Source organism: Gemmiger qucibialis (genome assembly GCF_027689445.1).
In the GTDB taxonomy this organism is placed as follows: domain Bacteria; phylum Bacillota; class Clostridia; order Oscillospirales; family Ruminococcaceae; genus Gemmiger; species Gemmiger qucibialis.
Genome location: NZ_JAQFEN010000008.1, coordinates 70,682 through 96,197, shown reverse-complemented (window position 1 = coordinate 96,197; position 25,516 = coordinate 70,682). Strand labels below are relative to the sequence as shown.

Annotated in this window: 20 protein-coding genes; 14 read left to right on the top strand and 6 right to left on the bottom strand. The window is 56.0% G+C overall.

Annotated elements, in window-relative coordinates; translation table 11 throughout:
- Positions 1-30: 30 nt before the first annotated feature.
- Entirely contained in the window at positions 31-750 is a 720-nt protein-coding gene (locus PG062_RS11830) for a GntR family transcriptional regulator (protein WP_158538881.1), read from the bottom strand.
- A 334-nt stretch (positions 751-1,084) separates the two neighbouring features.
- Here PG062_RS11830 and garR point away from each other — a divergent pair, with 334 nt between their 5' ends.
- From garR to PG062_RS11800, 6 genes are all read left to right on the top strand, one after another.
- Positions 1,085-1,972 (top strand): 2-hydroxy-3-oxopropionate reductase, encoded by an 888-nt coding sequence (gene garR, locus PG062_RS11825; RefSeq protein WP_270752439.1) that lies wholly within the window; start codon positions 1,085-1,087, stop codon positions 1,970-1,972.
- Positions 1,973-2,130: 158 nt separating this feature from the next.
- On the top strand, positions 2,131-3,366 hold the full coding sequence (locus tag PG062_RS11820; RefSeq protein WP_270752438.1) for a glycerate kinase type-2 family protein: 1,236 nt from the start codon (positions 2,131-2,133) through the stop codon (positions 3,364-3,366).
- 786 nt (positions 3,367-4,152) lie between these two features.
- A complete protein-coding gene (gene larA / locus PG062_RS11815) occupies positions 4,153-5,430 on the top strand; it encodes a nickel-dependent lactate racemase (RefSeq protein ID WP_270752437.1) in 1,278 nt (425 codons plus the stop codon).
- 49 nt (positions 5,431-5,479) lie between these two features.
- A complete protein-coding gene (locus PG062_RS11810; protein WP_114001172.1) occupies positions 5,480-5,791 on the top strand; it encodes a UxaA family hydrolase in 312 nt (103 codons plus the stop codon).
- A 15-nt stretch (positions 5,792-5,806) separates the two neighbouring features.
- Positions 5,807-6,970, top strand: a complete 1,164-nt coding sequence (locus tag PG062_RS11805; RefSeq protein ID WP_114001171.1) for a UxaA family hydrolase — start codon at positions 5,807-5,809, stop codon at positions 6,968-6,970.
- Positions 6,971-7,256: 286 nt separating this feature from the next.
- Positions 7,257-8,714 (top strand): GntP family permease, encoded by a 1,458-nt coding sequence (locus tag PG062_RS11800; RefSeq protein WP_270752436.1) that lies wholly within the window; start codon positions 7,257-7,259, stop codon positions 8,712-8,714.
- 568 nt (positions 8,715-9,282) lie between these two features.
- Here the strand turns inward: PG062_RS11800 and PG062_RS11795 are convergent.
- The 3 genes from PG062_RS11795 to gmd are packed head-to-tail and all read right to left on the bottom strand — an operon-like array spanning position 9,283 to position 12,679.
- The gene (locus tag PG062_RS11795) at positions 9,283-10,611 is read right to left on the bottom strand and encodes a sugar phosphate nucleotidyltransferase (RefSeq protein WP_270752435.1); all 1,329 of its coding nucleotides are present in this window, start codon (positions 10,609-10,611) and stop codon (positions 9,283-9,285) included.
- Between the two features lie 16 nt (positions 10,612-10,627).
- Positions 10,628-11,572 (bottom strand): GDP-L-fucose synthase family protein, encoded by a 945-nt coding sequence (locus PG062_RS11790; protein WP_270752434.1) that lies wholly within the window; start codon positions 11,570-11,572, stop codon positions 10,628-10,630.
- A gap of 18 nt (positions 11,573-11,590) precedes the next feature.
- Complete coding sequence (gmd, locus tag PG062_RS11785) at positions 11,591-12,679, bottom strand: GDP-mannose 4,6-dehydratase (protein ID WP_114001016.1); 1,089 nt, start codon at positions 12,677-12,679, stop codon at positions 11,591-11,593.
- Positions 12,680-12,949: 270 nt separating this feature from the next.
- Between gmd and PG062_RS11780 the strand changes: the two genes are divergently transcribed.
- From PG062_RS11780 to PG062_RS11765, 4 genes are all read left to right on the top strand, one after another.
- Positions 12,950-14,701: an ABC transporter ATP-binding protein gene (locus PG062_RS11780; RefSeq protein WP_270752433.1), complete on the top strand. Its 1,752-nt coding sequence runs from the start codon at positions 12,950-12,952 to the stop codon at positions 14,699-14,701.
- A complete protein-coding gene (locus PG062_RS11775; protein ID WP_270752432.1) occupies positions 14,679-16,541 on the top strand; it encodes an ABC transporter ATP-binding protein in 1,863 nt (620 codons plus the stop codon). The genes PG062_RS11780 and PG062_RS11775 overlap by 23 nt, the downstream gene beginning before the upstream one ends.
- 263 nt (positions 16,542-16,804) lie before the next feature.
- Complete coding sequence (locus tag PG062_RS11770; protein ID WP_114001259.1) at positions 16,805-17,368, top strand: TetR/AcrR family transcriptional regulator; 564 nt, start codon at positions 16,805-16,807, stop codon at positions 17,366-17,368.
- Positions 17,369-17,629: 261 nt separating this feature from the next.
- Positions 17,630-19,405 (top strand): oleate hydratase, encoded by a 1,776-nt coding sequence (locus PG062_RS11765; protein WP_114001258.1) that lies wholly within the window; start codon positions 17,630-17,632, stop codon positions 19,403-19,405.
- 399 nt (positions 19,406-19,804) lie between these two features.
- Here PG062_RS11765 and PG062_RS11760 read toward each other — a convergent pair whose 3' ends face one another.
- Positions 19,805-21,373: an alpha-amylase family glycosyl hydrolase gene (locus PG062_RS11760; protein WP_270752431.1), complete on the bottom strand. Its 1,569-nt coding sequence runs from the start codon at positions 21,371-21,373 to the stop codon at positions 19,805-19,807.
- A 182-nt stretch (positions 21,374-21,555) separates the two neighbouring features.
- On the bottom strand, positions 21,556-22,464 hold the full coding sequence (locus tag PG062_RS11755) for a LysR family transcriptional regulator (protein ID WP_270752430.1): 909 nt from the start codon (positions 22,462-22,464) through the stop codon (positions 21,556-21,558).
- A 345-nt stretch (positions 22,465-22,809) separates the two neighbouring features.
- On the opposite strand from PG062_RS11755, the gene PG062_RS11750 reads away from it, so the two are divergent.
- From PG062_RS11750 to atpE, 4 genes are read left to right on the top strand one after another with little or no spacing between them, the layout of a single operon-like run.
- On the top strand, positions 22,810-24,132 hold the full coding sequence (locus tag PG062_RS11750) for an aspartate aminotransferase type Ic (protein ID WP_270752429.1): 1,323 nt from the start codon (positions 22,810-22,812) through the stop codon (positions 24,130-24,132).
- Positions 24,110-24,493, top strand: coding sequence for a hypothetical protein (locus tag PG062_RS11745; protein ID WP_270752428.1), 384 nt, complete (start codon positions 24,110-24,112; stop codon positions 24,491-24,493). Before PG062_RS11750 ends, PG062_RS11745 begins: the two co-directional genes overlap by 23 nt.
- A 48-nt stretch (positions 24,494-24,541) precedes the next feature.
- The gene (locus tag PG062_RS11740) at positions 24,542-25,228 is read left to right on the top strand and encodes a F0F1 ATP synthase subunit A (RefSeq protein WP_114000544.1); all 687 of its coding nucleotides are present in this window, start codon (positions 24,542-24,544) and stop codon (positions 25,226-25,228) included.
- A 51-nt stretch (positions 25,229-25,279) separates the two neighbouring features.
- On the top strand, positions 25,280-25,504 hold the full coding sequence (gene atpE / locus PG062_RS11735; protein WP_114000545.1) for an ATP synthase F0 subunit C: 225 nt from the start codon (positions 25,280-25,282) through the stop codon (positions 25,502-25,504).
- Positions 25,505-25,516: the final 12 nt, after the last annotated feature.

Below are 25,516 nucleotides of genomic sequence, written 5' to 3'. Positions count from 1 at the left end.
GCCGGGGGCACATTTTATTTTGTTATTTTGTTATTTTGCTTTTTTGTCCGCTTCGGCGGTTGTTTTGGGCTGTGCATCCGCTGCCTGTTTCAGGGCTTCCTGCTCAGAAAAATGCTGGATAATTTTATCTTTCGCCAGCTGCAAATGGCGCTTGTTGATGGCCCTTGCCTCGTCCGCATTGTTGGTCAGCAGGCAGTGCACAATATCGCGGTGCTCTTCCATCGATTCATTAAAGCGCTGGGTACTTGTCAGCGAATAAATACGGAACTGCTGGTTCAGCGAATGGATCCTTGCATACATGGATTCCAAAAGGCTGTTGCCGCACAGTTCAATCAGCAGCCCGTGCAGCTTAGAATCCATATCCGTGTAGGCACGCAGGTTTTTTTGGGCGTGCAGCCGCTCCATCTCGTTCAGGCAGTCGATCAGCTGCTGCATATCCGCCGTGGTCAGGTGGTGCTGCAGCTTGCTGATGGCGTAATCTTCCAGCAGAACGCGCAGGTCAAAAATTTCCTCAATGTCCCGCGCGGTAAACTCTTTTACAAACACACCCTTGTTGGGGATCTCCACCACCAGCCCGTCCGAAGCCAGCTGGCGCAGTGCTTCCCGGATGGGGCTGCGGCTCACGCACAGGCGCTCTGCCAGCTCGTTTTCCTGCAGCCACTGGCCGGGAGCAAATCTTCCTTCGCAGATATCATCCTTCAGGATCTGATACACCTGATTGCGGATCGTTTTGATTGGGCGGCGTTCCATAGCTCTTTCCTTCACTTTCCCTTGTGCGGGTTGGCCCCCGCAGCGCATCCGTATTAACCGGAGATATTTCTATTATTCTATCACACGTTTTGCCCTTGTGCAACGCAGTCTCCCTTATTTTTCTGACTTTTTACCTATATTTTTATGTGTTTCACAAAAGTTCTTCTTGCAATTTGTATAATCTATTACTATAATAAAATTGTTTTTATCTTGCCCGCCGCTTTTGTCCCGGCAGGGTATCCCATGTTTTCCTGGGGTGTATCTGAAAAGTCGAAAATTTAGTCTATTTCTTTGTTTTCAGATACACCTTACAAAGAAAGGGTCGTGTGATCGTATGAAAATTGGTTTTATCGGTCTTGGCATCATGGGCCGCCCCATGGCCAAAAACCTGCTCAAAGCCGGCTATGACGTTACGGTGGACAGCCACTCCCCCGCCGCCGCAGCTGAGCTGGAAGCCTGCGGCGCCAAAGTAGCCGACCAGCCCACCATCGGCTCCACCTGTGATCTTGTGCTGACCATGCTGCCCAACGCCCCGCAGGTCAAACAGGTCATGCTGGGTGCAAACGGCGTTGCCGCCCACATGCAGCCCGGCTCCACCTTTATTGATATGACCTCCCTGAACCCCATCGCCAGCAAGGAGATCGCCGCCGAGCTTGCCGCCCGCGGCATCCAGATGCTGGACGCCCCCGTTTCCGGCGGCGAGCCCAAGGCGATTGACGGCACCCTTTCCTTCATGGTCGGCGGCGAAGAAGAGGTCTTCAACACCTTCAAGCCGGTCCTGCTGGCCATGGGTTCTTCCGCTGTGCGGTGCGGCGGCATCGGCGCAGGCAACACCACCAAGCTGGCCAACCAGATCATCGTGGCGGCCAACATCCAGGCTGTGGCCGAAGCCCTGACCCTGGCCCAGAAAGCCGGTGTGGATCCCGACCTGGTGTTCCAGGCCATCAAGGGCGGCCTGGCTGGTTCCACCGTCATGAACGCCAAAGCCCCCATGATGATTGAGGGCAATGATAAGCCCGGCTTCAAGGTTGACCTGCACATCAAGGACCTGAACAACGCCCTGGACTGCGCCCACACCGTGGGTGCCCCGGTGCCGATGACCGCCGAAGTGCAGGAAATTTTGCAGTGGCTGCACAGCAATGGCAAGGGCCAGGCAGACCACAGCGCCATTGCCCAGTATTACGAGCACCTGACTGGCATCAAGCTGGGCCGCGACCTGTAAAACCTCAAAATTCTGTTTTTTTGGCGGTGCGGGCATCCCCGTGCCGCCAAAATTTTGCCGCCAATTCTGTACGTTCTGCCGATTGCTGAATGATTGATTTACATGTTATAACAGAAATTAAAGAACCAACAAACAAAACAGAAAAGAGTGTGATCCCTATGTCTAAACTCCGCCAAGATGCTGATGCCATCATTCAGGCCGCCATCACCGCCGCCCAGCCGGACGAGGCCGTCCGCAAAGCGCTGGAAGGACGCGATTTTGGTTCCGGGCGCGTTGTGCTGGTTGCCGCCGGCAAGGGTGCCTGGCAGATGGCCAACGCCGCCAGCCGCATTCTGGGTTCCCGTATTGATACCGGCATTGTCATTACCAAGTACGACCACAGCAAAGGCCCCATTGCCAACTTTACCATCCGGGAAGCCGGGCACCCCATCCCGGACGAGAACAGCTTTACCGCCACCCAGCAGGCGCTGGACCTCGTCAGCGGGCTGACCGCACAGGACACCGTGCTGTTCCTGCTTTCCGGCGGCGGTTCCGCTTTGTTTGAAAAGCCGCTCATCCCCGCCGCGGATCTGGAAGAACTCACCCACAACCTGCTGGTCTGCGGAGCGGATATTGTAGAGATCAACACCCTCCGCAAGCGCTTTTCCGGCGTAAAAGGCGGCCGTTTTGCCCAGCTGTGTGCCCCGGCCCATGTGGTTTCCATCGTGCTTTCGGATATTCTTGGCGATCCGCTGGATATGATTGCCTCCGGCCCCGCTTACCCGGATAGTTCTACCTGTGCGCAGGCCAAGGAGATCGTGCAGAAATACCACCTGCCCATGACGGATCAGATGCTGACCCTGCTGGAGCAGGAAACGCCCAAAGCGCTGGACAACGTAGAAACCCAGATTACCGGCAGTGTGCGCCAGCTGTGTGCCGCCGCCGCTGCCACCGCCCGCACCCTTGGCTATGAGCCGCTGATTTTGACCGACTGCCTGAGCTGCGAAGCCCGGGAAGCCGGTGTGTTCCTGGCCAACATGGTGCGCTACCAGCGCACCGCGGGCCGCCGTATTGCCCTGATTGCAGGTGGCGAAACAGTGGTGCATCTGACCGGCCACGGTAAAGGCGGCCGCAATCAGGAGCTCGCCCTTGCCGCTGCTCCCGGTATCGCCGGGCTGGATGGCTGCGCGGTGTTCTCCGTTGGCTCTGATGGCACCGACGGCCCCACCGATGCCGCAGGCGGCTTTGTGGACAGCACCACCCAGGCCGCGCTGAAAGCCCAGGGCTGCGATATCTTTGCCACGCTGGCTGATAACGATGCCTACCATGCCCTGCAAAAATGCAATGGCCTGATCATCACCGGCCCCACCGGCACCAACGTCAACGATGTCTCGGTCGCTCTGGTCCGGGCGTGATGTTTCCATCGTACCGTGGAGAGACCTTGCCGATAGTGATAAACTCTGCAAATCATTTGTAGGGGACGATGCTCGCATCGTCCCGGACGGGCCTTGCCCTCTAATTCACCCCATCATCCTCCGCAAGGTAACGTGCGCACATTGTGCGCCCCTACGGGTGGGATGCATGTTTTATGTCCGTCACACATTATAAACCAACCTGTAGGGAATGGTCTCGACCATTCCGGGACTTTGTGCTAGATGACCTAAGGCAACACCGCACAATTCCCGCCTTGCGGCTTAAGCACCGCTCCGGCGCGGTCGGGTGACCGCGCCCTACCGATTGTTTCACCATCAACAGCATATAATAAATTATTCCACGTAACTTTCCTATCAGGCGCACCCCCGATGCCACATCCGGGTCTGCGCCTGATTTTTTGCCCATTTTGCTCCTTTCACCGCTATTTTTTAACACATTCTCCCTGAATTGTTAATTTTTTATTGACAGCCCCACTATTCCGTGTTATACTGCCCCCAGCGCAATAAACACACTTACCAAGTATGTTTATTGCATTTGCTTTTTCCTGCAATGTCACATATAGGAATTGTTTTATTGTGTTTTTGAACATTCTGTGAATCGTTTTCCTGTTGCATTGTACAAATTTGCATGTTTTTTTTTACTATTTTGGTTTAAACTATTGACTTTATCCAATCTCAAAGCTATTATCATAGTATTAAACGTATGATGTATACAATCAATATTTGTGATTCGAAACATAGAGCACCCACAACCAAGGAGGCATTTGTATGAAAACCATCTCGATTCCTTACTATACTTCCACCTTGGACCTGCATGTTGACGAAGCCAACCTGAAAGCTGTTGTCACCGCAAAAATGCACGAATACAAGGCCGGCAAAACGGAAGTAGAACTGGTTCATGAGGCATTGGAGCATCCCATTGCCTCCCCGCGCCTGCGTGACCTGGCCAAGGGTAAACAGAAAGTTGTGCTGGTCACCAGTGACCACACCCGCGCCGTCCCCAGCAAGATCACCCTGCCCATCCTGCTGGATGAGATCCGCCAGGGCAACCCGGACGCCGATATCACCATCCTGATTGCCACCGGCCTGCACCGCCCCACCACCGAGGAAGAGCAGCGCCGCATGTTTGGCGATGCCATTGTGGATCATGAGAAAATCGCCATCAACAACGCATTTGACCCGGATCAGTTCATCCACATGGGCGTGCTGCCCTCCGGTGCGGACTTCAACGTCAACAAGCTGGCCGCTGAATGTGACCTGCTGGTGACTGAGGGCTTTATTGAGCCACACTTCTTCGCCGGCTTCTCCGGCGGCCGCAAGAGCATCCTGCCTGGCATCTGCTCCCAGGAGACCGTCAACGAAAACCACAGCTACAAGGCCATTTCCAGCCCGTATGCCAACACCGGCGTGCTGGAGCACAACCCCATCCATGAGGATATGCTGGCTGCTGCCAAGATGGTCAATGTCCAGTTCATCTTCAATGTAGCGCTGGACGGCCAGAAAAAAATCATCGCCGCCTGGGCAGGCGACCTAGAAAAGGCCCACGCCGAAGGCGTTGCCTTTATCCGCAAATGGAGCCAGTGCCCCAGCATTACCGGCGATATCGTGGTCACCAGCAACGGCGGCTACCCGCTGGACCAGAACCTGTACCAGAGCCCCAAGGCCGTTGCCACGGCGGAAGCCTGTGCGGGTGAGGATGGTGTCATCATCATGTGCTGCAGCTGTGCCGACGGCATGGGCGGCACCCACTTTGAAAAGCTCATCACGATGGGCACCGTGGACGAGATCGACGGTTACCTTTCCAAGATCCCGCCCAAGGAGACCATTCCCGAACAGTGGTGCCCGCAGATTTATGCCCGCATCCTGAAAAAGCACCCCGTCATCCTCGTCACCACCTACCTCAAGCCGGAGGAAGTGCGCAAGGCCAACATGATCCCCGCTTCCACCCCGGATGAAGCCTTGGAGATTGCCTACCAGATGAAGGGCCGCGATGCAAGCGTTGTTGTCATCCCCGATGGCGTCAGCGTGCTTGCTGTTAAGGAATAACCGGCAAAACCGGAACCAATAGAAAAAACGCAAAAGGAGAGTGAGCGTAATGGAAATAAAGCTGGCACTGAAAGTCAACGATAAAGATAACGTCGCCACCATTTTTGCCAATGGCATTACCGATGGTACCGAAGTTGAGATCCGCGACAAAAAAGGCAACGCTGAAACCGTTACCGTGATTGGCGATGTTCCCTATGGCCACAAAATTGCTGTGCGGGACATCAAAAAGGGCGAATTGATCAACAAATACGGCGAAGAGATCGGCATTGCCACCAAGGACATCAAAAAAGGCGAGTACGTGCATGTCCACAACCTGGACAGCATGCGCGGCCGCGGTGACTGGGCCAAGGAAGGCAAGTAAGGAGGGTAAACTGCTATGGAATTTATGGGTTATGTGCGCCCGGACGGCAAAGTTGGCGCGCGCAACTATGTTGCCGTCATCCCCAGCGTTACCTGTGCCAACGATGTTGCCAACGCCATCTGCCACCAGGTACAGGGTACCATTACATATCTGCACCATCAGGGCTGCTGCCAGATGCCCCCTGATCTGGAGCGCGTGACCGATACGCTGATCAGCCTGGGCATGAGCCCCAATGTTGGCGCTATCCTGATCGTGAGCCTTGGCTGTGAAGGCACCGACCACGAGCGCATGTACAAAGAGCTGAGCGCTACCGGCAAGCATGTGGAGATCATCCACATTCAGGAGCTGGGCGGCGTCAGCAAGGCGATCCAGCTGGGCACCGATATTGCCCGCAAGCTTGTCATTGAAATTTCCGGCCTGCAGCGCCAGCCGGTGGATGTTTCCAAGATCGTTATGGCCATCAAGTGCGGTGCTTCCGATACCACCAGCGGCATGGCTTCCAACTGTGTTATCGGCTATGTAGCCGACAAGCTGGTCGATCTGGGCGCTACCGTTATCTTTGGCGAAACGACCGAGTTCCTGGGCGGTGAGCACCTGCTGGCCCGCCGTGCCGTAAACAAAGAAGTGGCCGATAAGATCTATGAGATCGTAACCAACATGGAAAACCGCGCCAAGAGCATTGGCTGCGATATGCGCAAGGGCCAGCCCACACCGGGCAACATCGCCGGTGGTCTTTCCAGCATTGAGGAAAAGAGCCTTGGCGCCATCGTCAAAAGCGGCACCCGCCCCATCCAGGGCGTGCTGGAATACCCGCAGCATGTTACCGACCAGAAAGGCCTGTGGATCAAGGATACGCCGGGCCGTGAGCCTGAGATTTTGACCGGCATGGCTGCCACGGGCGCCCAGTTCATGATGTTCTCTACCGGCCGCGGTGCCCCGCAGGGCTTCCCCAGCATGCCGGTCATCAAGATCTGCGGCAACCCCAATACCTACCAGCGCATGGAAAATGATATGGACCTGAACGCCGGTCTGATCATTACCGGCGATAAGACCATTGAACAGGTTGGCGAGGAAGCCTTTGCCAAGCTGCTGCGCGTACTGAGCGGCGAAATGACCAAGAACGAAGCCATCCAGTATTTCAGCGCCATTGATATCCATTGCCTCGGCCCTGTGATCTGATTCTTCTTTTGTAACTCTTCTACACATTCCGTTCCTTCCGGAGAGTCTGTTGAAGGTGCACCCGATGCACCCATGAAAAAAGTAAAGGCAAGACCGCATCATTCTAAGTGCCGATACGGCGAGCGAGGTGCGGCAGATGCCAAGCCAAAAGCGCAGATAATACTGGATGTATTATCGAGCATTTTGGCAACGCAGATGCCGTGCCGCAGCTGCCGGAGCGGTGCTTAAGCCGCAAGACGGGAATTGTGCGGTGTTGCCTAAACGTTAAAAGCAAGGAGATGTTTTTATGAATCCAGTCATAGCCATGTTGATCGGCGTTGTCGTCATGATGGTTCTGGTTATCTGCACTAGAATGCACGCGTTCCCATCCCTGATTATTTCTGCTATCCTGATCGCTGTTCTTTCCGGCAACTACCTGCTGGTTGGCACCGGCAATGAAGGCGGCAACCTGTTAAGCGTTGCCATCAGCACCGTGACCGGCGGCTTTGGCGGTACCATGACAAGCATTGGTATCGTCATCGGCTTCGGCTGCATCATGGGTATCTTTTTGGAAAAAAGCGGCGCTGCCAAGCGTATGGCTATCACCATTCTGAAGCTTGTCGGCGTTAAGCGCGCAGACGTTGTTCTGGGCCTGACCGGCTTTGTTGTTTCCATCCCGGTCTTCTGTGACTCTGGCTTCGTCATCCTGTCCTCCCTGGCAAAAGAGTTCTCCCGTCTGACCAAGAAATCCATGGTCGGTCTGGGTGGCATCCTGGGCATGGGCCTGTATATCACCCACTTCATGGTTCCCCCCACCCCCGGCCCTCTGGCTGTTGTCAGCACCTTCCAGAACGAAGGCATCAACATTGACCTTGGCATGTTCATCATCGCCGGTCTGCTGTTCTCCATCCCCCTGTTCATCTTCTCCGTGTTCCTGTTCCGCTGGTTCGGCAACAAGTACCCGCAGTTCATCGTTCCTTACGAGATCGACCGCAGCAAGTACACCGAAGCTCAGCTGAAGGTTCTGGATAAGATCGACGCCAAGATCAAGGCCGGCAAAGAGCTGGAAAACGAAGACTTCACCGAGCTGCTCAGCACCGAAAAGCTGCCCAGCGCCGGCCTGTCCTTCACCATCCTGCTGCTCCCCGTCTTCCTGATCCTTGCTAACACCCTCGTCAGCCAGACCGCTTTCAAGGCCACCCTCGTTGGCGAAATCATCACCTTCCTCGGCAACCCCGTTATCGCTCTGTTCATCTCCCTGTGCCTGGGCGCATTCCTGCTGGCCAAGGATCTGGATAACAAGACTGTTGTTGGCATGATGAACGACGCTCTGCGCGATGCAGGCCCCATCGTTATGATCACCGCCGGCGGCGGTGCCCTGGGCGCAGTCGTTAAGGCTACCGGCGCTGCCGGCATGATGGCCAACGGCATCGTGGCAATCGGCATCCCCGGCATCCTGGTTCCCCTGCTCATCGGCACCATCATGCGCTTCCCGCAGGGCTCCGGCACCACCGCTATGATCACCGGTTCTGCCATCATCGCCCCCATGCTGGCTACCCTGGGCATCAACCCCTACCTGGCTGGCCTGGCAGTCTGCCTGACCTCCATGTGCCCGTCCTTCCTGAACGATAGCTACTTCCACGTGGTTACCAGCTTCAGCGGCATGGATATCAAGACCAGCTTGAAGACCTGGACCATCGGTTCCATCCTGGTTCCCATTTTCGGTTCCGTCATCATCTGCATCCTGAGCCTCTTCATCCACTAATTCAGCTTTTTGCGGCATGTAGCGTTCCCTGGCTGCTCTGCCGCATGGAATGTGTAGTTACAAGCAAGCAAACAGGCCCGAACCCCGGCACCGCAATGGTGCAGGCAGGTTCGGGCCTGTTTGTTTTGATTTTAGGCAACACCGCACAATTCCCGCCTAGCGGCTTAAGCACCGCTCCGGCGGCTGCGGCACGGCATCTGCGTTGCCAAAATGCTCGATAATGTCGGGTTGCGGTACCCGCATCGTGCTTCGGGGGCAAAAGCCCCTCGCACTCTGCGATCGCTGCCCCTGCTTCGGTTCGCTGTTTCCGCCACTGGCGGCGCTCACCTTTGCAGCATCCAGTATTATCTGCGCTTTTGGCTTAGCATCTGCCGCACCTCGCTCGCCGTATCGGCACTTAGAATTATGCGGTATTGCCTTTACTCAGATTTTGCCGTATATGATATGAAATATCTCACAAACCGTCTCCGCCGGATATTTTGTCTCTTTGGCGGTACAGGAAGCATCACAAAAGCACCGTAAGCTGCCTTATCGGCATCAGCTCACGGTGCTCTGCTGTATCTTCGTGTTATCTTGTTGTTTCCTGTTCCAGCGGGAACTTCTGTTTGTCATGCACGCTGATTTCTTTGCCCAGCTGTACTTCAATCAGCTGCAGTTCGCTGTCTGCCAGAACGGTATGGCGGCAGCCAGCCTGCATCTGCACCACATCGCCCACATGCACGGGGCGCTCCACGCCGTCCACCACGGTGCGGCCTGTGCCGGAAATCACCACCCACACCTCATCACGGTTCATGTGGCTGTGGTAATTCATGCTGTGGCCGGGGTTCAGCGTCACCTTGATGGTCAGGCTTTCGTCCTCCACATCCAGTACGCGGAAGCTGCCCCAGGATTTTTCGGCAAACATGATCTGCTGGTCGATCTTATCCACATAGGGCTTGATGTAGCTGGACTGCTCTTTATCCGATACCAGAATTCCCTCCGGGCTGGCAGAGATCACCACATCATGCAAGCCCATGGCCAGCACCGGCACGTTCAGCTCGTTCACCACATGCACGTTGGTGCAGGTATCGTTCATCATGGCCTTGCCCACGCTGGGCTCGCCCATCGCTTCGGTCAGGGTGTTCCAGGTGCCAAGGTCCTTCCACTGGCCTGCAAACCGCATAACCTGGATCTTGGGTTCCTTTTCCACCACAGCATAGTCAAAGCTGATTTTGTTCAGCTCGGCATATTTATCAAACAGGTCCTTATAATCGGTAAAGTCGATCAGCTCATGGGCCTTATCCAGCACATAGCGCAGCTTGTAGGCAAACACGCCGCCGTTCCACAGCGCCCCCTGGGCGATGTAAGCCTTTGCCGTTTCGGCGTCCGGCTTTTCCTTAAAGGTTGCAACATCGCTCACGGCGCTGCTGTTTTTGGGGATAATATAGCCGTATTTTTCGCTGGGGTAGGTCGGCTCAATGCCCATCAGCACCAGGTTGGCTTCGCTTTTGGCAGCCTGCTCACTCAAGGCTTTCAGTGCCTCAAAGTAGTCATCCTCCACATAGGGGTCCACCGGGCAGACCACCACCGGCTCCTCCGGGTCCACGCCCTGCACATCGGCCAGATAAGCCGTTGCCAGCGCAATGGCGGGGAAGGTATCGCGGCGGCACGGTTCCACCGAAATGCCCACTTCCTCCCCCAGCTGGTTGTGGATGGCGGAAACCTGGGTCTTGCTGGTGGCAATGGTCACAGTCGCCCCTTTGTCTACCTGTTTGATCTGGCGGTACACCCGCTGCACCATGGATTCATAGCTTCCGTCCGGGCACTTGAAAATTTTAATGAACTGCTTGGAACGGATATCGTTGGATAGCGGCCACAGGCGCTTGCCGGACCCGCCGGAAAGCAGCACAATATTCATAATGGTTTCGCCTTTCTCAGCGCTCAGCACGCATGGGGTTATTCAAAAAGTCCTCATAGGCAAGGCGCAGGCCGTCCTCCAGCTCGGTCTTGTAGGTCCAGCCCAGGCCCGCTGCCTTGGAAACATCCAGCAGCTTGCGCGGTGTTCCGTTGGGTTTGGTGGGATCCCACTTAATCTCACCGGTATAGCCCACAACCTTGGCTACCAGCTCGGTCAGTTCCTTGATGGTCAGCTCCTTGCCGGTGCCTGCGTTCACCGTTTCGTTGCCGGAGTAGTTGTTCATCAAAAATACGCAGAGGTTTGCCAGATCGTCCACATACAAAAACTCGCGCAGCGGGCTGCCATCGCCCCAGCAGGTCACGCTGGTCACCCCGTTGACCTTTGCTTCATGGAAGCGGCGGATCAGCGCGGGCACCACATGGCTGTGGGTGGGATGGTAGTTATCGTTGGGGCCGTACAGGTTGGTGGGCATCACGCTGATGTAGTCGGTGCCATACTGGCGGTTCAGGAACTCGCAGTATTTCAGGCCGCTGATTTTAGCCAGAGCATAAGCTTCGTTGGTTTTTTCCAGCTCGCTGGTCAGCAGGCAGTTTTCCTTCATGGGCTGCGGTGCCATGCGCGGGTAAATGCAGGAGGAGCCCAAAAATTCCAGCTTTTTGCAGCCGTTTTTCCATGCGGAATGAATCACGTTCATTTCCAGCGTCATGTTGTCATACATAAAGTCCGCCAAAGCGTTCTGGTTGGCAACAATGCCGCCCACCTTGGCTGCGGCCAAAAAGACATATTCCGGCTTTTCGGCGGCAAAAAATTCTTCCACGGCATCTTGGCGGCACAGGTCCAGCTCTTTATGGGTCCGGGTAATGATATTGATATATCCCTGGCGTTCCAGTTCCCGCACAATGGCGGAACCTACCATACCGCGGTGGCCTGCCACATAGATCTTAGCGTTCTTTTCCATCATAACAAATGGCCTTCTTTCTTATTTTACAACGCCTTTTTCCAGGTATTCTTCCAGGTTGCAGCGGATGTTTTCCTCTGCGCGCTCTACAGCTACTTTTTCCATGTCATGCTCCACCATGATCTTGACCAGTTCCTCAAAGCTGGTCTTGGTGGGGTTCCAACCCAGTTCCTGGCGTGCCTTGGTGGGGTCACCCCACAGGTTGACCACATCGGTGGGGCGGTAGAAATCCGGGCTTACCTCAATCAGCACCTTGCCGGTCGCCTTATCAACGCCCTTTTCGTTCATGCCCTCGCCAACAAATTCCAGCTCAATACCGACATAGTGGAACGCCAGCTGGCAGAATTCCCGCACGGAATGCTGCACGCCGGTGGCGATGACAAAATCATCCGGCTTATCGTTCTGCAAAATCAGCCACATGCACTCCACATAGTCCTTGGCATAGCCCCAGTCGCGCAGGCTGGACAGGTTGCCCAGGTAGAGCTTGTCCTGCTTGCCCTGCTTGATGCGGGCGGCGGCCAGCGTGATCTTGCGGGTCACAAAAGTTTCGCCGCGGCGCTCGGATTCATGGTTGAACAGAATGCCGGAGCAGCAGAACATGTTATATGCTTCACGGTACTCCTTGGTGATCCAGAAACCGTACTGTTTGGCCACCGCATAGGGGCTGTACGGATGGAACGGCGTTTTTTCGTTCTGGGGCACTTCCTCCACCTTGCCGTACAGCTCCGAGGTCGAAGCCTGGTACACCCGGCAGGTATCCGCCAGCCCGCACAGGCGCACGGCTTCCAGCACGCGCAGCACGCCGGTAGCGTCCACATCGGCCGTGAACTCCGGAACATCAAAGCTGACCTGCACATGGCTCTGGGCCGCCAGGTTATAAATTTCGTCCGGGCGCACCGAGCCGATCACAGCAACCAGGCTCATCGAATCGCCCATATCGCCGTAATGCAGGTGGAAATGCGGGTTGCCCTCCAGATGGGCAATGCGTTCACGGTAGTCAACGGAAGAACGACGGATGATGCCATGTACATCATAGCCCTTCTCGATCAAAAACTCTGAAAGATAAGAGCCATCCTGGCCGGTAACACCGGTGATCAATGCCTTTTTCATAAAAAATGCAGCCTCAACTTTCCTTTTCTATCATCATGCGCCGCCGGTCTGCTGCAGCATGGGCGGGAATGTAAATTCAGCTTTCAGGGGGCTTTGCGCAGCCTTGCCCTGTATTATATTAGTATACCCTGTTTTGCGTTTCTGCGCAAGTATACGCTGTATCCAACCTGTCGCCTGCTCTTGATTGACCTGCCCCGCACCGCGAATTATAATTATAAGGGTAGTATTTCATCATCCGGGCCGCTGCCCGTTCAAGAAAGCTGGAATCACATGCAGGATCTCAAACACATTTTTTCTTACTTAAAGCCCTACCGGCGGGATTTATTCCTTGCCATCGGGCTGGTTTTTGTGGAATGTATTTTTGAAATGGTCATTCCGATGCTGATGTCTGACCTGGTGGACCAGGGCGTGCCCAGCCATGATATGCAGGTCATTATGCTGCAGGGCAGCAAGATGATCATCTGCGCTGTGCTGGCCCTGATCACCGGCCTGCTGTACGCCAGGTTCGCCGCCCGCGCCGCCAACGGCTTTGCCGCTGCTCTGCGCGAAGCTGAGTACCGCAAGCTGCAGCAGTTCGACTTTGCCAACCTGGACCATTTTTCCACCCCGTCCCTCGTTACCCGCATGACCACCGATGTCACGGTCATGCTCAACGCCGTGGCCACCGGCCTGCGGCCTTTGGTGCGCAGCCCGGTCATGCTGTTCATGGGGCTGGGCATGGCGTTCTTGCTCAATGCCAAGCTGACCATCGTTTTCCTTATTACAACACCCATCCTGGCCGCTATTCTGGCCTGGATCGTAACCAAGGTCGGCCCGCTGTATGACCGCCAGCAGACTGCTGTGGACCATCTGAACGGCCGCGTACAGGAAGCCTTAACCGCCATCCGCGCCATCAAAGCGTTTGTGCGCGGCGATTACGAGAATGAGCAGTTTGAAACCGTCAATGACGAGCTGGCCGCCGCCAGCACCAACACCTTCCGGTATGCCGTGCTCAACCTGCCCGCGTTCCAGGCCGTTATGTACACGGCCATTGTCTGCATCATGTGGTACGGCGGCAATTTTATTCTGACCGATCGGATGACGGTCGGCGAGCTGACCGCCTTTTTGAGCTATGTTCTGCAGGTGCTCAACTCGGTCATGATGTTCTCTGGCGTGTTTTTGCAGCTTACCCGCTCCCTGACCAGCGCCCGGCGCATCCGTGCCGTGCTGGAGGAGCAGCCCGCGCTGGCCACCCCGGCTGACCCCGTTGCCGCCGTTGCCGACGGCAGCATTGATTTTGCGGACGTCAGCTTCAAATACAGCGCCGCTGCGGCCAGGGATGCCCTTTCCCACGTTACGCTGCACATTCCCGCCGGGGCAACGGTGGGCATTATCGGCGGCACCGGCGCGGCAAAAACAACGCTGGTACAGCTGATTCCCCGCCTGTACGATGCCACCTCCGGCACCGTCAAGGTCGGCGGGCAGGATGTGCGCCGGTATTCCCTTGCTGCCCTGCGGGATGCCGTGGGCATTGTGCTGCAGAAGAACCTGCTGTTCTCCGGCACCATCCGTGACAACCTGCGCTGGGGTGATCCCAACGCCGATGACGAAACCCTGTGGGCCGCCTGCCGCGCCGCCTGCGCTGATGAATTTTTGGAGCGGATGCCGGACGGCCTGGATACCGACATGGGCCAGGGCGGCGTGAATGTTTCCGGCGGGCAGAAGCAGCGGCTCTGCATTGCCCGAACCCTGCTCAAGCACCCCAAAGTGCTGATTTTTGACGATTCCACCAGCGCCGTGGATACCGCCACCGAGGGCAAGATCCGCCATGCGCTGGCCGCCCTGACCGATGTAACCAAGCTTATCATTGCCCAGCGCATCACCTCGGTGATGGATGCCGACATGATCGTGATTCTGGATGATGGCAAAGTTCACGCCGTGGGCACCCACAAGGAGCTGCTGGCGAATAACACCATCTACCAGGAAATTTATGCATCCCAGATGAAAGGAGATGACGCGGATGGCAAAGGCATTCAGCGGTAAAAAGCCGCAGCATTTTGGCAACACCATCCGGGTATTTTTGAACTACCTGGGCCGCCACAAGTTCATGCTGGGGCTGGTTGGGGTGCTTACCGCTGTCAGCGCACTCGCCAACCTGCTGGGTACCTACATGATCAAGCCGGTGGTCAACGGTATTCTGGAAACCGGCAGCATTCCCGGCCTTGTCCGCGGTGTTGCCCTGACCGCCGCCATCTACGCGGTGGGCGCGCTTTCTACCCTGGGCTACACCCAGACCATGGTGCGCGCCGCGCAGAAGGTCTTGCATGATATCCGCCGGGACCTGTTTGCCCACCTGCAAACGCTGCCCCTCTCCTTTTTTGACTCCCGCCGCAACGGCGAACTGATGAGCCTGTTCACCAACGATGTGGACACCATCTCGGACGCGCTGAACAACAGCTTTGCTCTGCTGATCCAGAGCTTTATCCAGGTGGTGGGCACGCTGGTTCTGCTGTTTGTGCTCAACTGGCGGCTTTCGCTGCTGGTCGTGGTGGGGTACGCCGTCATGTTCTGGTACATCCGGTTCAGCACCAACCGCAGCCGTTTCTTCTACGCCCGCCAGCAGCAGGCTCTTGGCGATCTGGAAGGCTATGTGGAGGAGATGGCCGCCGGGCAAAAGGTGGTCAAGGTGTTCAACCATGAGCAGACCAACCTGGAAGGTTTTCAGGCATTGAACGCCCGCCTGCAAAGCGCCGGAACCAGCGCCCAGGGGTATTCCGCCACCATGATCCCCGCCGTTGTTTCCATCTCCTACATCAACTATGCGGTCATTGCCGTGCTGGGCGGGCTGATGGTTATGAACGGCCAGTCCAGCCTGGGCAGCCTGGCCAGCTATCTGGTGTTTGTGCGCCAGTCTGCTTTGCCCATCAACCAATTCACCCAGCAGGGCAACTTTCTGCTGGCCGCCCTTGCCGGTGCCGAGCGCATTTTCAATGTGCTTGACGAACAGCCGGAAACCGATGAGGGTACCGTCGAGATCGTTCGTGTGGAAAAGTCTGCGGACGGCACCCTTGTGCCCAGCGCCGGCGGCCGCCGCACCGGCCTGTGGGCCTGGCGCGACAGTGCCGACCCCGCCGCCCCTCTCGTTCCCCTGCGCGGGGATGTACGGTTCCGGGATGTCAGCTTTGGTTACATTCCGGGCCAGACCACCCTGCATGATGTTACGCTGTACGCCAAACCGGGGCAGAAGATCGCCTTTGTCGGTTCCACCGGCGCGGGCAAAACCACGATTACCAACCTCATCAATCGCTTTTATGATATCACCTCCGGCACCATCACCTATGACGGCATTGATGTGCGCAAGATCCGCAAAAGTGATCTGCGCCGCAGCCTTGGCGTGGTGCTGCAGGACACCCATCTGTTCACCGGCACAGTGGCGGATAACATCCGCTTTGGCAAACTGGATGCAACCGACGAAGAGATCATCGCCGCCGCAAAAATTGCCAACGCGCACTCCTTTATCGAGCGTCTGCCCCAGGGGTACAACACCAAGGTATCGGGCGATGGTGCCAACCTGAGCCAGGGCCAGCGCCAGCTGCTGGCCATTGCCCGCGCTGCTGTGGCCGACCCGCCGGTGCTGATTTTGGACGAAGCGACCTCCAGCATCGATACCCGCACCGAAGCTCTGATTGAAAAAGGTATGGACCGCCTGATGGAGGGCCGTACCGTCTTTGTTATCGCCCACCGGCTTTCCACCGTACGCAATTCCAACGCCATTATTGTGCTGGAACACGGCGGCATTGTGGAGCGCGGCAGCCATGATGAACTGCTGGCCCAAAAGGGCGAATACTACCAGCTGTACAACGGCATGTTTGAACTTGCATAAAGGCAACACCGCACAATTCCCGCCTTGCGGCTTAAGCACCGCTCCGGCAGCTGCGGCACGGCATCTGCGTTGCCAAAATGCTCGATAAGACATCCAGTATTATCTGCGCTTTTGGCTTGGCATCTGCCGCACCTCGCTCGCCGTATCGGCACTTAGAATTATGCGGTATTGCCTAAAATTCCTGCCAAGAAAAGTTCACATCCTTGTGGTAGAATAAATATTATGATGTTCAAGCAATATCGCCCATGGAAAGGGGACTACCCATGTCGCAGATGACAAAGCGCGCACTGGAAGCTTCGCTCAAGGAACTGCTGCGCCACAAACCGCTGGACAAAATCACGGTCAGCGACTTGACCGACCATTGCGGTGTCAACCGCATGACCTTTTATTACCACTTTAAGGATATTTACGACCTTGTGGAATGGTGCTGCGAGGAGGACGCTGCCCGCGCGCTGGCCGGGCAGAAAACCTATGATACCTGGCAGCAGGGCTTTTTGCAGATTCTGGAAGCCCTGCGGAAGGACAAAGCGTTTTTTACCAGCGTCTACCGTTCCATCAGCCGCGAACAGCTGGAAAATTATCTCTACCGCCTGACCTATGACCTGATGATGGGCGTTGTGGAGGAGCGCGCCGCCGGTATGACGGTTCGCCCGGAGGATAAAGAGTTTATCGCCAACTTTTATAAGTTCGCCTTTGTGGGGCTGACACTGGACTGGATCAAAAACGATATGCGTCAGGACCCCGCCCAGCTGGTGGAACAGCTTTCCACCCTGATTCACGGTGATGTAACCAAGGCGTTGGAAAAATGCCGCATTGATAAAAGCTGATGTACATCTTGCGTTAAGGGCCGAACCATGAAATACACGATCTGCGAAAAACTAATGTAGGCCGCCATGGCCCCCACCATCTTCCGCTGTTTTCCCGCCCCTGTAACAAAAACTTCAAATTTTATACAAAACAGCCGCCGTGATAAAAATTTAATCACGGCGGCTGTTTTGCTGATTGTGAACCCCGCCTCCGCTGGTTATACTATAGATATTCCAAAAGGAACACCACAGATAAACAAACCAACGCAAGGAGGCTTTTTTATGTATTATTCCAGCGGTAACTATGAAGCTTTTGCCCGTCCCGAAAAACCGGAGGGCGTTGACCACAAGAGTGCCTACCTTATCGGCAGCGGCCTGGCCGCGCTGTCCGCCGCATGCTTTATGGTGCGTGACGGCCAGATGAAGGGCGAGCACATCCATGTGCTGGAAAAGGACCCCATCCCCGGTGGTGCCTGCGATGGCTACAAGTACCAGGACATCGGTTACGTTATGCGCGGCGGCCGTGAGATGGACAACCACTTCGAGTGCATGTGGGATTTGTTCCGCTCCATCCCCTCCATTGAGGATGAGAACGTCACCGTGCTGGACGAGTATTACTGGCTGAACAAGCACGATCCCAACTACAGCCTGTGCCGCGCCACCGTCAACTGCGGCGAGGATGCCCACACCGATGGCAAGTTCGGCCTGTCTGACAAGGGTGCCATGGAGATTTTGAAGCTGTTCATGACCCCGGACGAGCAGTTGTACGATAAAAAGATCACCGACTTCTTTGATGACGAAGTCCTGAACACCAACTTCTGGCTGTACTGGCGCACCATGTTCGCCTTTGAGAACTGGCACAGCGCCCTGGAGATGAAGCGCTACCTTCAGCGCTACATCCACCACATCGGCGGCCTGCCCGACTTTACGGCGCTGCGCTTCACCCGCTACAACCAGTATGAGTCGATGATTCTGCCCATGGTCAAGTACCTGGAAAGCTATGGCGTGCAGTTCCATTACGGCGTCAAGGTGACCAACGTTGCCTTTGACTGCGCCAACGGCAAAAAGCAGGCCACCCGCATTGATACTCTGCGCGACGGCCACGAAGAGTGCATTGACCTGACCGAGAACGACCTCGTGTTCATCACCAACGGCGGCTGTGTCGAAAACTCCACCATTGGCAGCCAGACCACCGTTGCCCCCCTCAAGTTTGATCTGAAGGAAGGCGGCGGCTGGGATCTGTGGCGCAAGATCGCCGCCCAGGACCCCAGCTTCGGCCACCCGGACAAGTTCTGCTATGACCCGGAGCTGAGCAACTGGATGAGCGCCACCATCACCACGCTGGACCAGCGCATTGTGCCCTATATCAAAAAGATCTGCAAGCGCGATCCCTTCACCGGCAAGGTCGTCACCGGCGGCATTGTCTCCGTCAAGGATTCCAGCTGGCTGCTCAGCTGGACCCTGAACCGCCAGCAGCAGTTCCGCGACCAGCCCAAGGACCAGCTCTGCGTTTGGGTGTACAGTCTGTTCAGTGATAAGCCCGGCGATTACGTCAAGAAGCCCATGCGCGAATGCACCGGCGAGGAGATCTGCCAGGAATGGCTGTACCACATTGGTGTACCAGTTGACCAGATCGAGGATCTGGCTGCCAACAGTGCCAACACCGTGCCCTGCATGATGCCGTATATCGACGCTTTCTTTATGCCGCGCGCTGCTGGCGACCGCCCGGATGTTGTGCCCGAAGGCGCTGTGAATTTCGCTTTCATCGGCCAGTTTGCCGAGACCAAGCGCGATACCATCTTTACCACCGAGTATTCCATCCGCACCGGCATGGAAGCGGTTTACACCCTGCTGAACGTTGACCGCGGCGTACCGGAGGTCTGGGGCAGCGTATATGATATCCGCGACCTGCTGGATGCCACCGTAAAACTGCGCGACGGCAAAAAGGTCACCGATATGGAGATGAACGTTGTGCAGAAACTGGCCCTGAAAGAAGCTTTGAAGAAGCTGGAGGGCACCGAAATTGAAAAACTGCTGAAAGAATACAATGTGATCTGAAGCGTATCATCATTCTTCCATAAAAAACACTGCCCCGGCGGGATATCTTGTCCCGCCGGGGCAGTGCTTTATATGATTCTATTTAAGGCAACACCGCACAATTTCCGCCTTACGGCTTAAGCACCGCTCCGACGGCTGCGGCACGGCATCTGCGTTGCCAAAATGCTCGATAATGTCGGGTTGCGGTACCCGCATCGTGCTTCGGGGGCAAAAGCCCCTCGCACTCTGCGACCGCTGCCCCTGCTTCGGTTCGCTGTTTCCGCCACTGGCGGCGCTCACCTTTGCAGCATCCAGTATTATCTGCGCTTTTGGCCTAGCAGCTGCCGCACCTCGCTCGCCGTATCGGCACTTAGAATTATGCGGTGTTGCCTTAACATTTGCGTTTGCAATCTATTCTGCTTACCCCAAAATTGCAAAGCTCTGTGCACCCAGCACCAGCTCATCGCCCTTCACTTCGGCTTTGCCGATCACATGCAGCACGCGGGTACCGTCTTCCAGCTTCAGGGGCAGTTCTGCTTCCTCGCGGGCGGGGTTCACCGCGCAGATCAGCTTGCCGCGCTCCCAGGCAAACGGGCGGTAGCTGCCCTTTGCCTTGGGGGCAAACCGCACATGGAACGGCGCATCGGAATCCAGATCCCGGTGGCTGTGGCGGAAGTTCAGCACCCCCTGCACGGTATGCCACAGGCTGTCAGGGTCTGCCTGCTGGGCAGCCACGGTGGGGGCGTCCGCAGTATCGTCCACCGGCAGGTACAGCTTGTCGGCTGCGGCGGTAGAAAATCCCTTGTTGGCGCTGTTATCCCACTGCATGGGGGTGCGGGAACCGGTGCGGAAATAGCCGCCCTCCTTGGTGGGCAGCGGCAGATAGCGCATGCCGATCTCATCGCCATAATACACAAACGGTGCACCGGGCAGGGTAAACAGCATGGCGTAAGCAATTTTCAGCTCATCCGGGGTCAAACCGGCGGAGGGGCGGATGGTATCATGGTTGCAGGTAATCAAGCAGTACAGGCCGTCCTTGCGGGTCGCCTTGTAGCTGGGCAGCCAGTCATCCAGGAACTTGTCAATACCCGTGCCGGAATCCGCACAGAAATACGCCTTGCCGATGTTATGCGGGTCAGAATCTATTGCGCCATCATAATTGCGCATCAGCCAGCTGTAGCCATTGCCCTGCCATTCCAGCATAAAGTCCATATCAAAGCCGTTTTTCAGGGACTGACGCGGCTGGTTCCATTCGCTCAACAAAGCGGCTTCGGGGTATTCCTTGTCCAGCATAGCGGCAATATCGCGCCAGATGGCACAGGTATACTTTTTGTGGTGGGTATCATTCTTGACCAGGCTGGATGCCATATCCACACGGAAACCATCGCAGCCCATATCCAGCCAAAAGCGCATCACATCCTTCACGGCTTCCACCGTTGCGCGCGGGCCGGGGGCGTCGGTGGGCATTTGCCACTTTTCGCGGCACTTGCCGTAACCATAGTTCAAAGCAGGCTGGCACTTGAAGAAGTTCAAAATATAAGTACCGTTGCGGTCGGTCTCGCCGCCAATGAACGGCATACCGTCACCGGCGCTAAAGCAGGAGTCTGTCCAGATATAGCGGTCGGAATACTCATTCTTTTCCGGCTTGCTGCTCTCCTTAAACCATGCGTGTTCCTCGCTGGTATGGCCGGGCACCAGGTCCAGCAGCACATGGATGCCCTTGGCATGAGCTGCTTCAAACAACGCTTTGGCATCCGCGTTGGTGCCATAGCGGGGGGCAATCAGCTTATAATCGCGCACATCATACCCGGCGTCCTTGAACGGGGAATCAAAGCAGGGGTTGATCCAAAGGGCGTTGCACCCCAGCTCTTTGATGTAATCCAGCTTTTCGATAATCCCCTTCAGATCGCCGATGCCATCCCCGTTGGTATCATAAAAGCTTTGGGGGTAAATTTCGTAAAAAACTGCGTCTTTCAGCCATTGTTTCAAAACAATCCCTCCTATTATTTTCTGTCCCTCTGCGCGGAATCCGGCGCACCGTATGGTTCCCGCTGCACCGGGCAAAGTTCCACTTTTATCATACGGTTCCGCACGGCAGTTGTCAATCACCTTTCACAAAAACAGACGCAGATATTTTTAATTTTCTGGTGTCGGTGCACAATTTTGTCTGCTTATGGTGCATTCTGCTGCGTAACGCTGCTGTTCAGCATCCGGGCAAATTCGCGCGCAGCTGCGTTGGGAACACGGCCGCCATCCTGCACCAGCACAACATGACGGGTGGGGATTTCCTCTTTCAACTGGATGGCAAACACATCCCCCGCGGCCAGGGCGTCCTTGGCAAAATTCTGCGGCACATACCCCAGCCCCAGCCCGCTTTTGACCAGCGGCACCACCTGGTCGGTGGTAGCGGCCTCAGTATCCGGCTGCAAAACAAGATTGTTGCTTAAGTAAAACTGGTTATAGAACGCATAGGTCATCGTCTCGCTGCCCAGGCAGATCAGAGGGTATTGCTGCAGTTCTTTCAGCGCCCAGCGGCGGCCCTGCAAAAATTCAAAGTCCCTGCCGGCAATCAGAATTTCCTGGAACGGCATCAGCAGGGTACGGCGCATCGTGGATTCCAACCGGGCCGGGGTGGTGATCACACAAAGATCCACCAGCCCGCGCCCCAGCGCACGGATGGCCTGCGGGGTGGAATGGTTGGCAATGCGCAGCCGCACGCCGGGGTAACGCCGGTGGAATTCCCGCAGCTTATCCAGCAAAAACACATTCAAAGCGGTCTCGCTGGCGCTAATGGTCAGCGCACCGCTTTCCAGCGCGGTAATGCCCGCCAGCTCGCTTTCCCCCGCCTGCAGCTGCTCCTGGGCGATTTCCACGTGGGCAAACAGCACCTCGCCCTCCGGCGTCATCGTCACGCCGCGGGTGCTGCGCACCAGCAGCTTGCAGCCCAGCTGTTCCTCCAGCCGGTTCAGGGCGCGGGTCACATTGGGCTGGCTCATGCGCAGCACATTGGCCGCGCGGGTTATACTGTGATATTTGCAGACATAGTAAAATAAGCGGTAATATTCATAGTTTACATTCACAGTTTTTCCTCTTTTCCTGCGTTTTGCCATATCAAATACAAATATTTTGCATGCGAAACATATATTTTACAAATGTGTTTTCCGACAGTATAATACAAACCGTTCCAGAAAACAAGGCATACCGGCAGGGTTCGTGCATACTCCCCCCAGGGTGTACCTGAAACGTCGAAAATTTAGAAACGCAGCCGGATTCCGCGTTAAAAATCCTTGGAATCCACAAAGGATTCCTGCGGCTTTTTGCCTCGAATCCATCGCACATTTGCGAAATCTTCGTCATTTTCTTCGTTTTCAGCTACACCAGGTAAGCAAGCGGCCCTGCCGGTATTGCCCAGGAAGGATGACACCATGCAGTATCAGGATATGACAAAAAAAGAAATGCAGCGGGAATACCACCGTCTGTGCCAGCGCTACCAAGAGTACGAACAGCAGGGCCTGCAGCTGGATCTTTCCCGCGGAAAGCCTGCGCCGGAGCAGCTGGCACTTTCGCAGCGCATGCTGGGTGAACTGAACTCCCGCAGCGTGCTGGACAGTGAGGATGGCACCGACTGCCGCAATTACGGCGGGCTGGACGGCATTCCCGAAGCAAAAGCCCTGCTGGCCGGTATGATCGGCGCGCGGCCGGAGCAGGTCATGGTGGGCGGCAACAGCAGCCTGACCATGATGTTCGATATCCTCAGCCACGCCATGCTGGACGGCCTTCTGGGCGCAGAGCCGTGGGTGCAGGTCAAGGACCGCAAGTTCCTTTGCCCCGTGCCGGGTTATGACCGCCATTTTGCCATGACGGAGCATTTCGGCTTCCAGCTAATCCCCATCCCCATGCACAATGATGGCCCCGATATGGACATGATCGAAGACCTGGTCCAGCGGGATGCTTCCATCAAAGGCATCTGGTGCGTACCCAAGTACCAGAACCCCACCGGCATTGTGTTCAGCCCCATGGTGGTGGAGCGCTTTGCCCACCTGCAACCCGCAGCGCCGGATTTCCGCATTTTCTGGGATAACGCCTACTGCGTGCATGACCTTTACCCCAACGCCCCGGCCGTCCTGCCAGACATCCTGTCCGCCTGCGCCAATGCCGGGCACCCGGATATGGTGTATGAGTTCTGCTCCACCAGCAAGGTTTCCTTCCCCGGTGCAGGCATCAGCGGCGTGGCGGCAAGTTCCGCCAACCTGATCGATCTGCGCAAAGTGTGGAAGTTTGCCACCATCGGCCCCGATAAGCTCAACCAGCTGCGCCAGGCACGTTTTTTCCGCAATGAAAGCGGCATTGAAGCCCATATGGCACGCCATGCCCGCCTGCTGCGCCCCAAGTTCGAGCAGGTCATCTCCATTTTCCGCGAGGAACTGGACGGCAGCGGCATTGCCAGCTGGACGGAACCCCGCGGCGGCTACTTCCTTTCCTTCGATACCATGCCGGGCTGCGCGGCCCGCACGGTGGAGCTTTGCCGCCGGGCCGGTGTCAAATTCACCCCCGCCGGTTCCACCTGGCCCTATGGCCGCGACCCGCAGGACAGCAACATCCGTATTGCCCCCAGCTTTGCCAGCGCCGAGGAGATCGAACCTGCGGCCCGGCTGTTTACCATCTGCGTGCGGCTTGCCACACTGGAAAAGCTGGCGGCTACCCGCTTTGCATCCGAAACCGCCCTTGGCGCGGAGCGCATCGCCTGAATTTCCGCTCCTTGGCAGTTTTGCACAAACACCGTTCCTTTCCCTCACCATCAAAACCGCACAGAACCGCAAGATTTGTTTGAAATCAAGAACTTTTCCGCATTTTTGGTCATTAAATTCGGCAATTAGCTCAATTTTCAGTGTGCTTTATTGTGCATCATACACAGTATTTTTAATCTGTCAGAATCACGGAATATCCAAAAGGCAGAATGTGCGGCAAGGGACTTACAAATGGCGGGGAATGGTGGTATTATGGCGGCATAAAGAACGCAGCAAGGAGGGTGCGGAAGCGGAACATCGCCGTTTCCCCCTTCTGTTTTTCTCCTTGGTGCGCTTTTTATCAGATAAATTCAAAACATAAAGCCAGCCCGGCGCACAAGCTGCCCCGCTGGCCAGAGGAGGCGGAATAATGAACGAACTGACCGCCGCCTTAAAAGAGGAGCTTAACGTTGATACGGCGTTTACCCTTCCCATTTTTGGCGGCATCGACATCCCGGAATCCATCGCGGTAAGCTGGGGCATCATGGCGTTTTTGGTGATCGTTTCGATTTTGCTCACACGCAATCTCAAGGTCAATCATATCAGCAAGCGCCAGGCCATCCTGGAAACCGCTGTGGTAACCATGGATAACTTCTTCAAAGATCTGCTGGGCGAAGCCGGCAAACAGTATGTGCCGTACCTGATCACGGTTGCACTGTACATTGCCTGCTCCAACCTGATCGGCATCATTGGTCTCAAGCCCCCCACAAAGGACCTGAATGTTACCGCAGCGCTGGCTATTATGAGCATTGTGCTGATCGAATATTCCGGCATCCATGCAAAGGGCGGCAAGCGATTTGTACACAGCCTGGCGGAACCCATTGCCCTGATGACCCCCATGAACATTCTGGAAATCGCCATCCGGCCCACCAGCCTGTGCATGCGTTTGTTCGGCAACGTTCTGGGCGCATTTGTCATCATGGAACTTATCAAACTGGTGGTTCCGGTTTTTGTCCCCGCAATTTTCAGCCTGTATTTTGATTTGTTTGACGGTCTGATCCAAACCTATGTGTTTGTCTTCCTGACCTCCCTGTTCATGAAAGAAACGATGGAATGACCTGCGTTTTCTTTCCCACTTTTACATTATTATAAAAAGGAGTAATTTATTATGGCAAGTTTGGTAGCTTTGGGCGCTGGCATCGCAGCACTGACCGGCATTGGCGCCGGCATCGGCATTGGCATTGCAACCGGTAAGGCAGCGGAGGCCATCAGCCGCCAGCCGGAAGCTGAAAGCAAGATCAGCAAGAACCTGCTGCTGGGCGCCGCCCTGGCAGAAGGCACCGCCATTTTCGGCTTCGTTGTTGCCCTGCTCATCATCCTGTTCCTGGGCTGATAACGGAGGCAT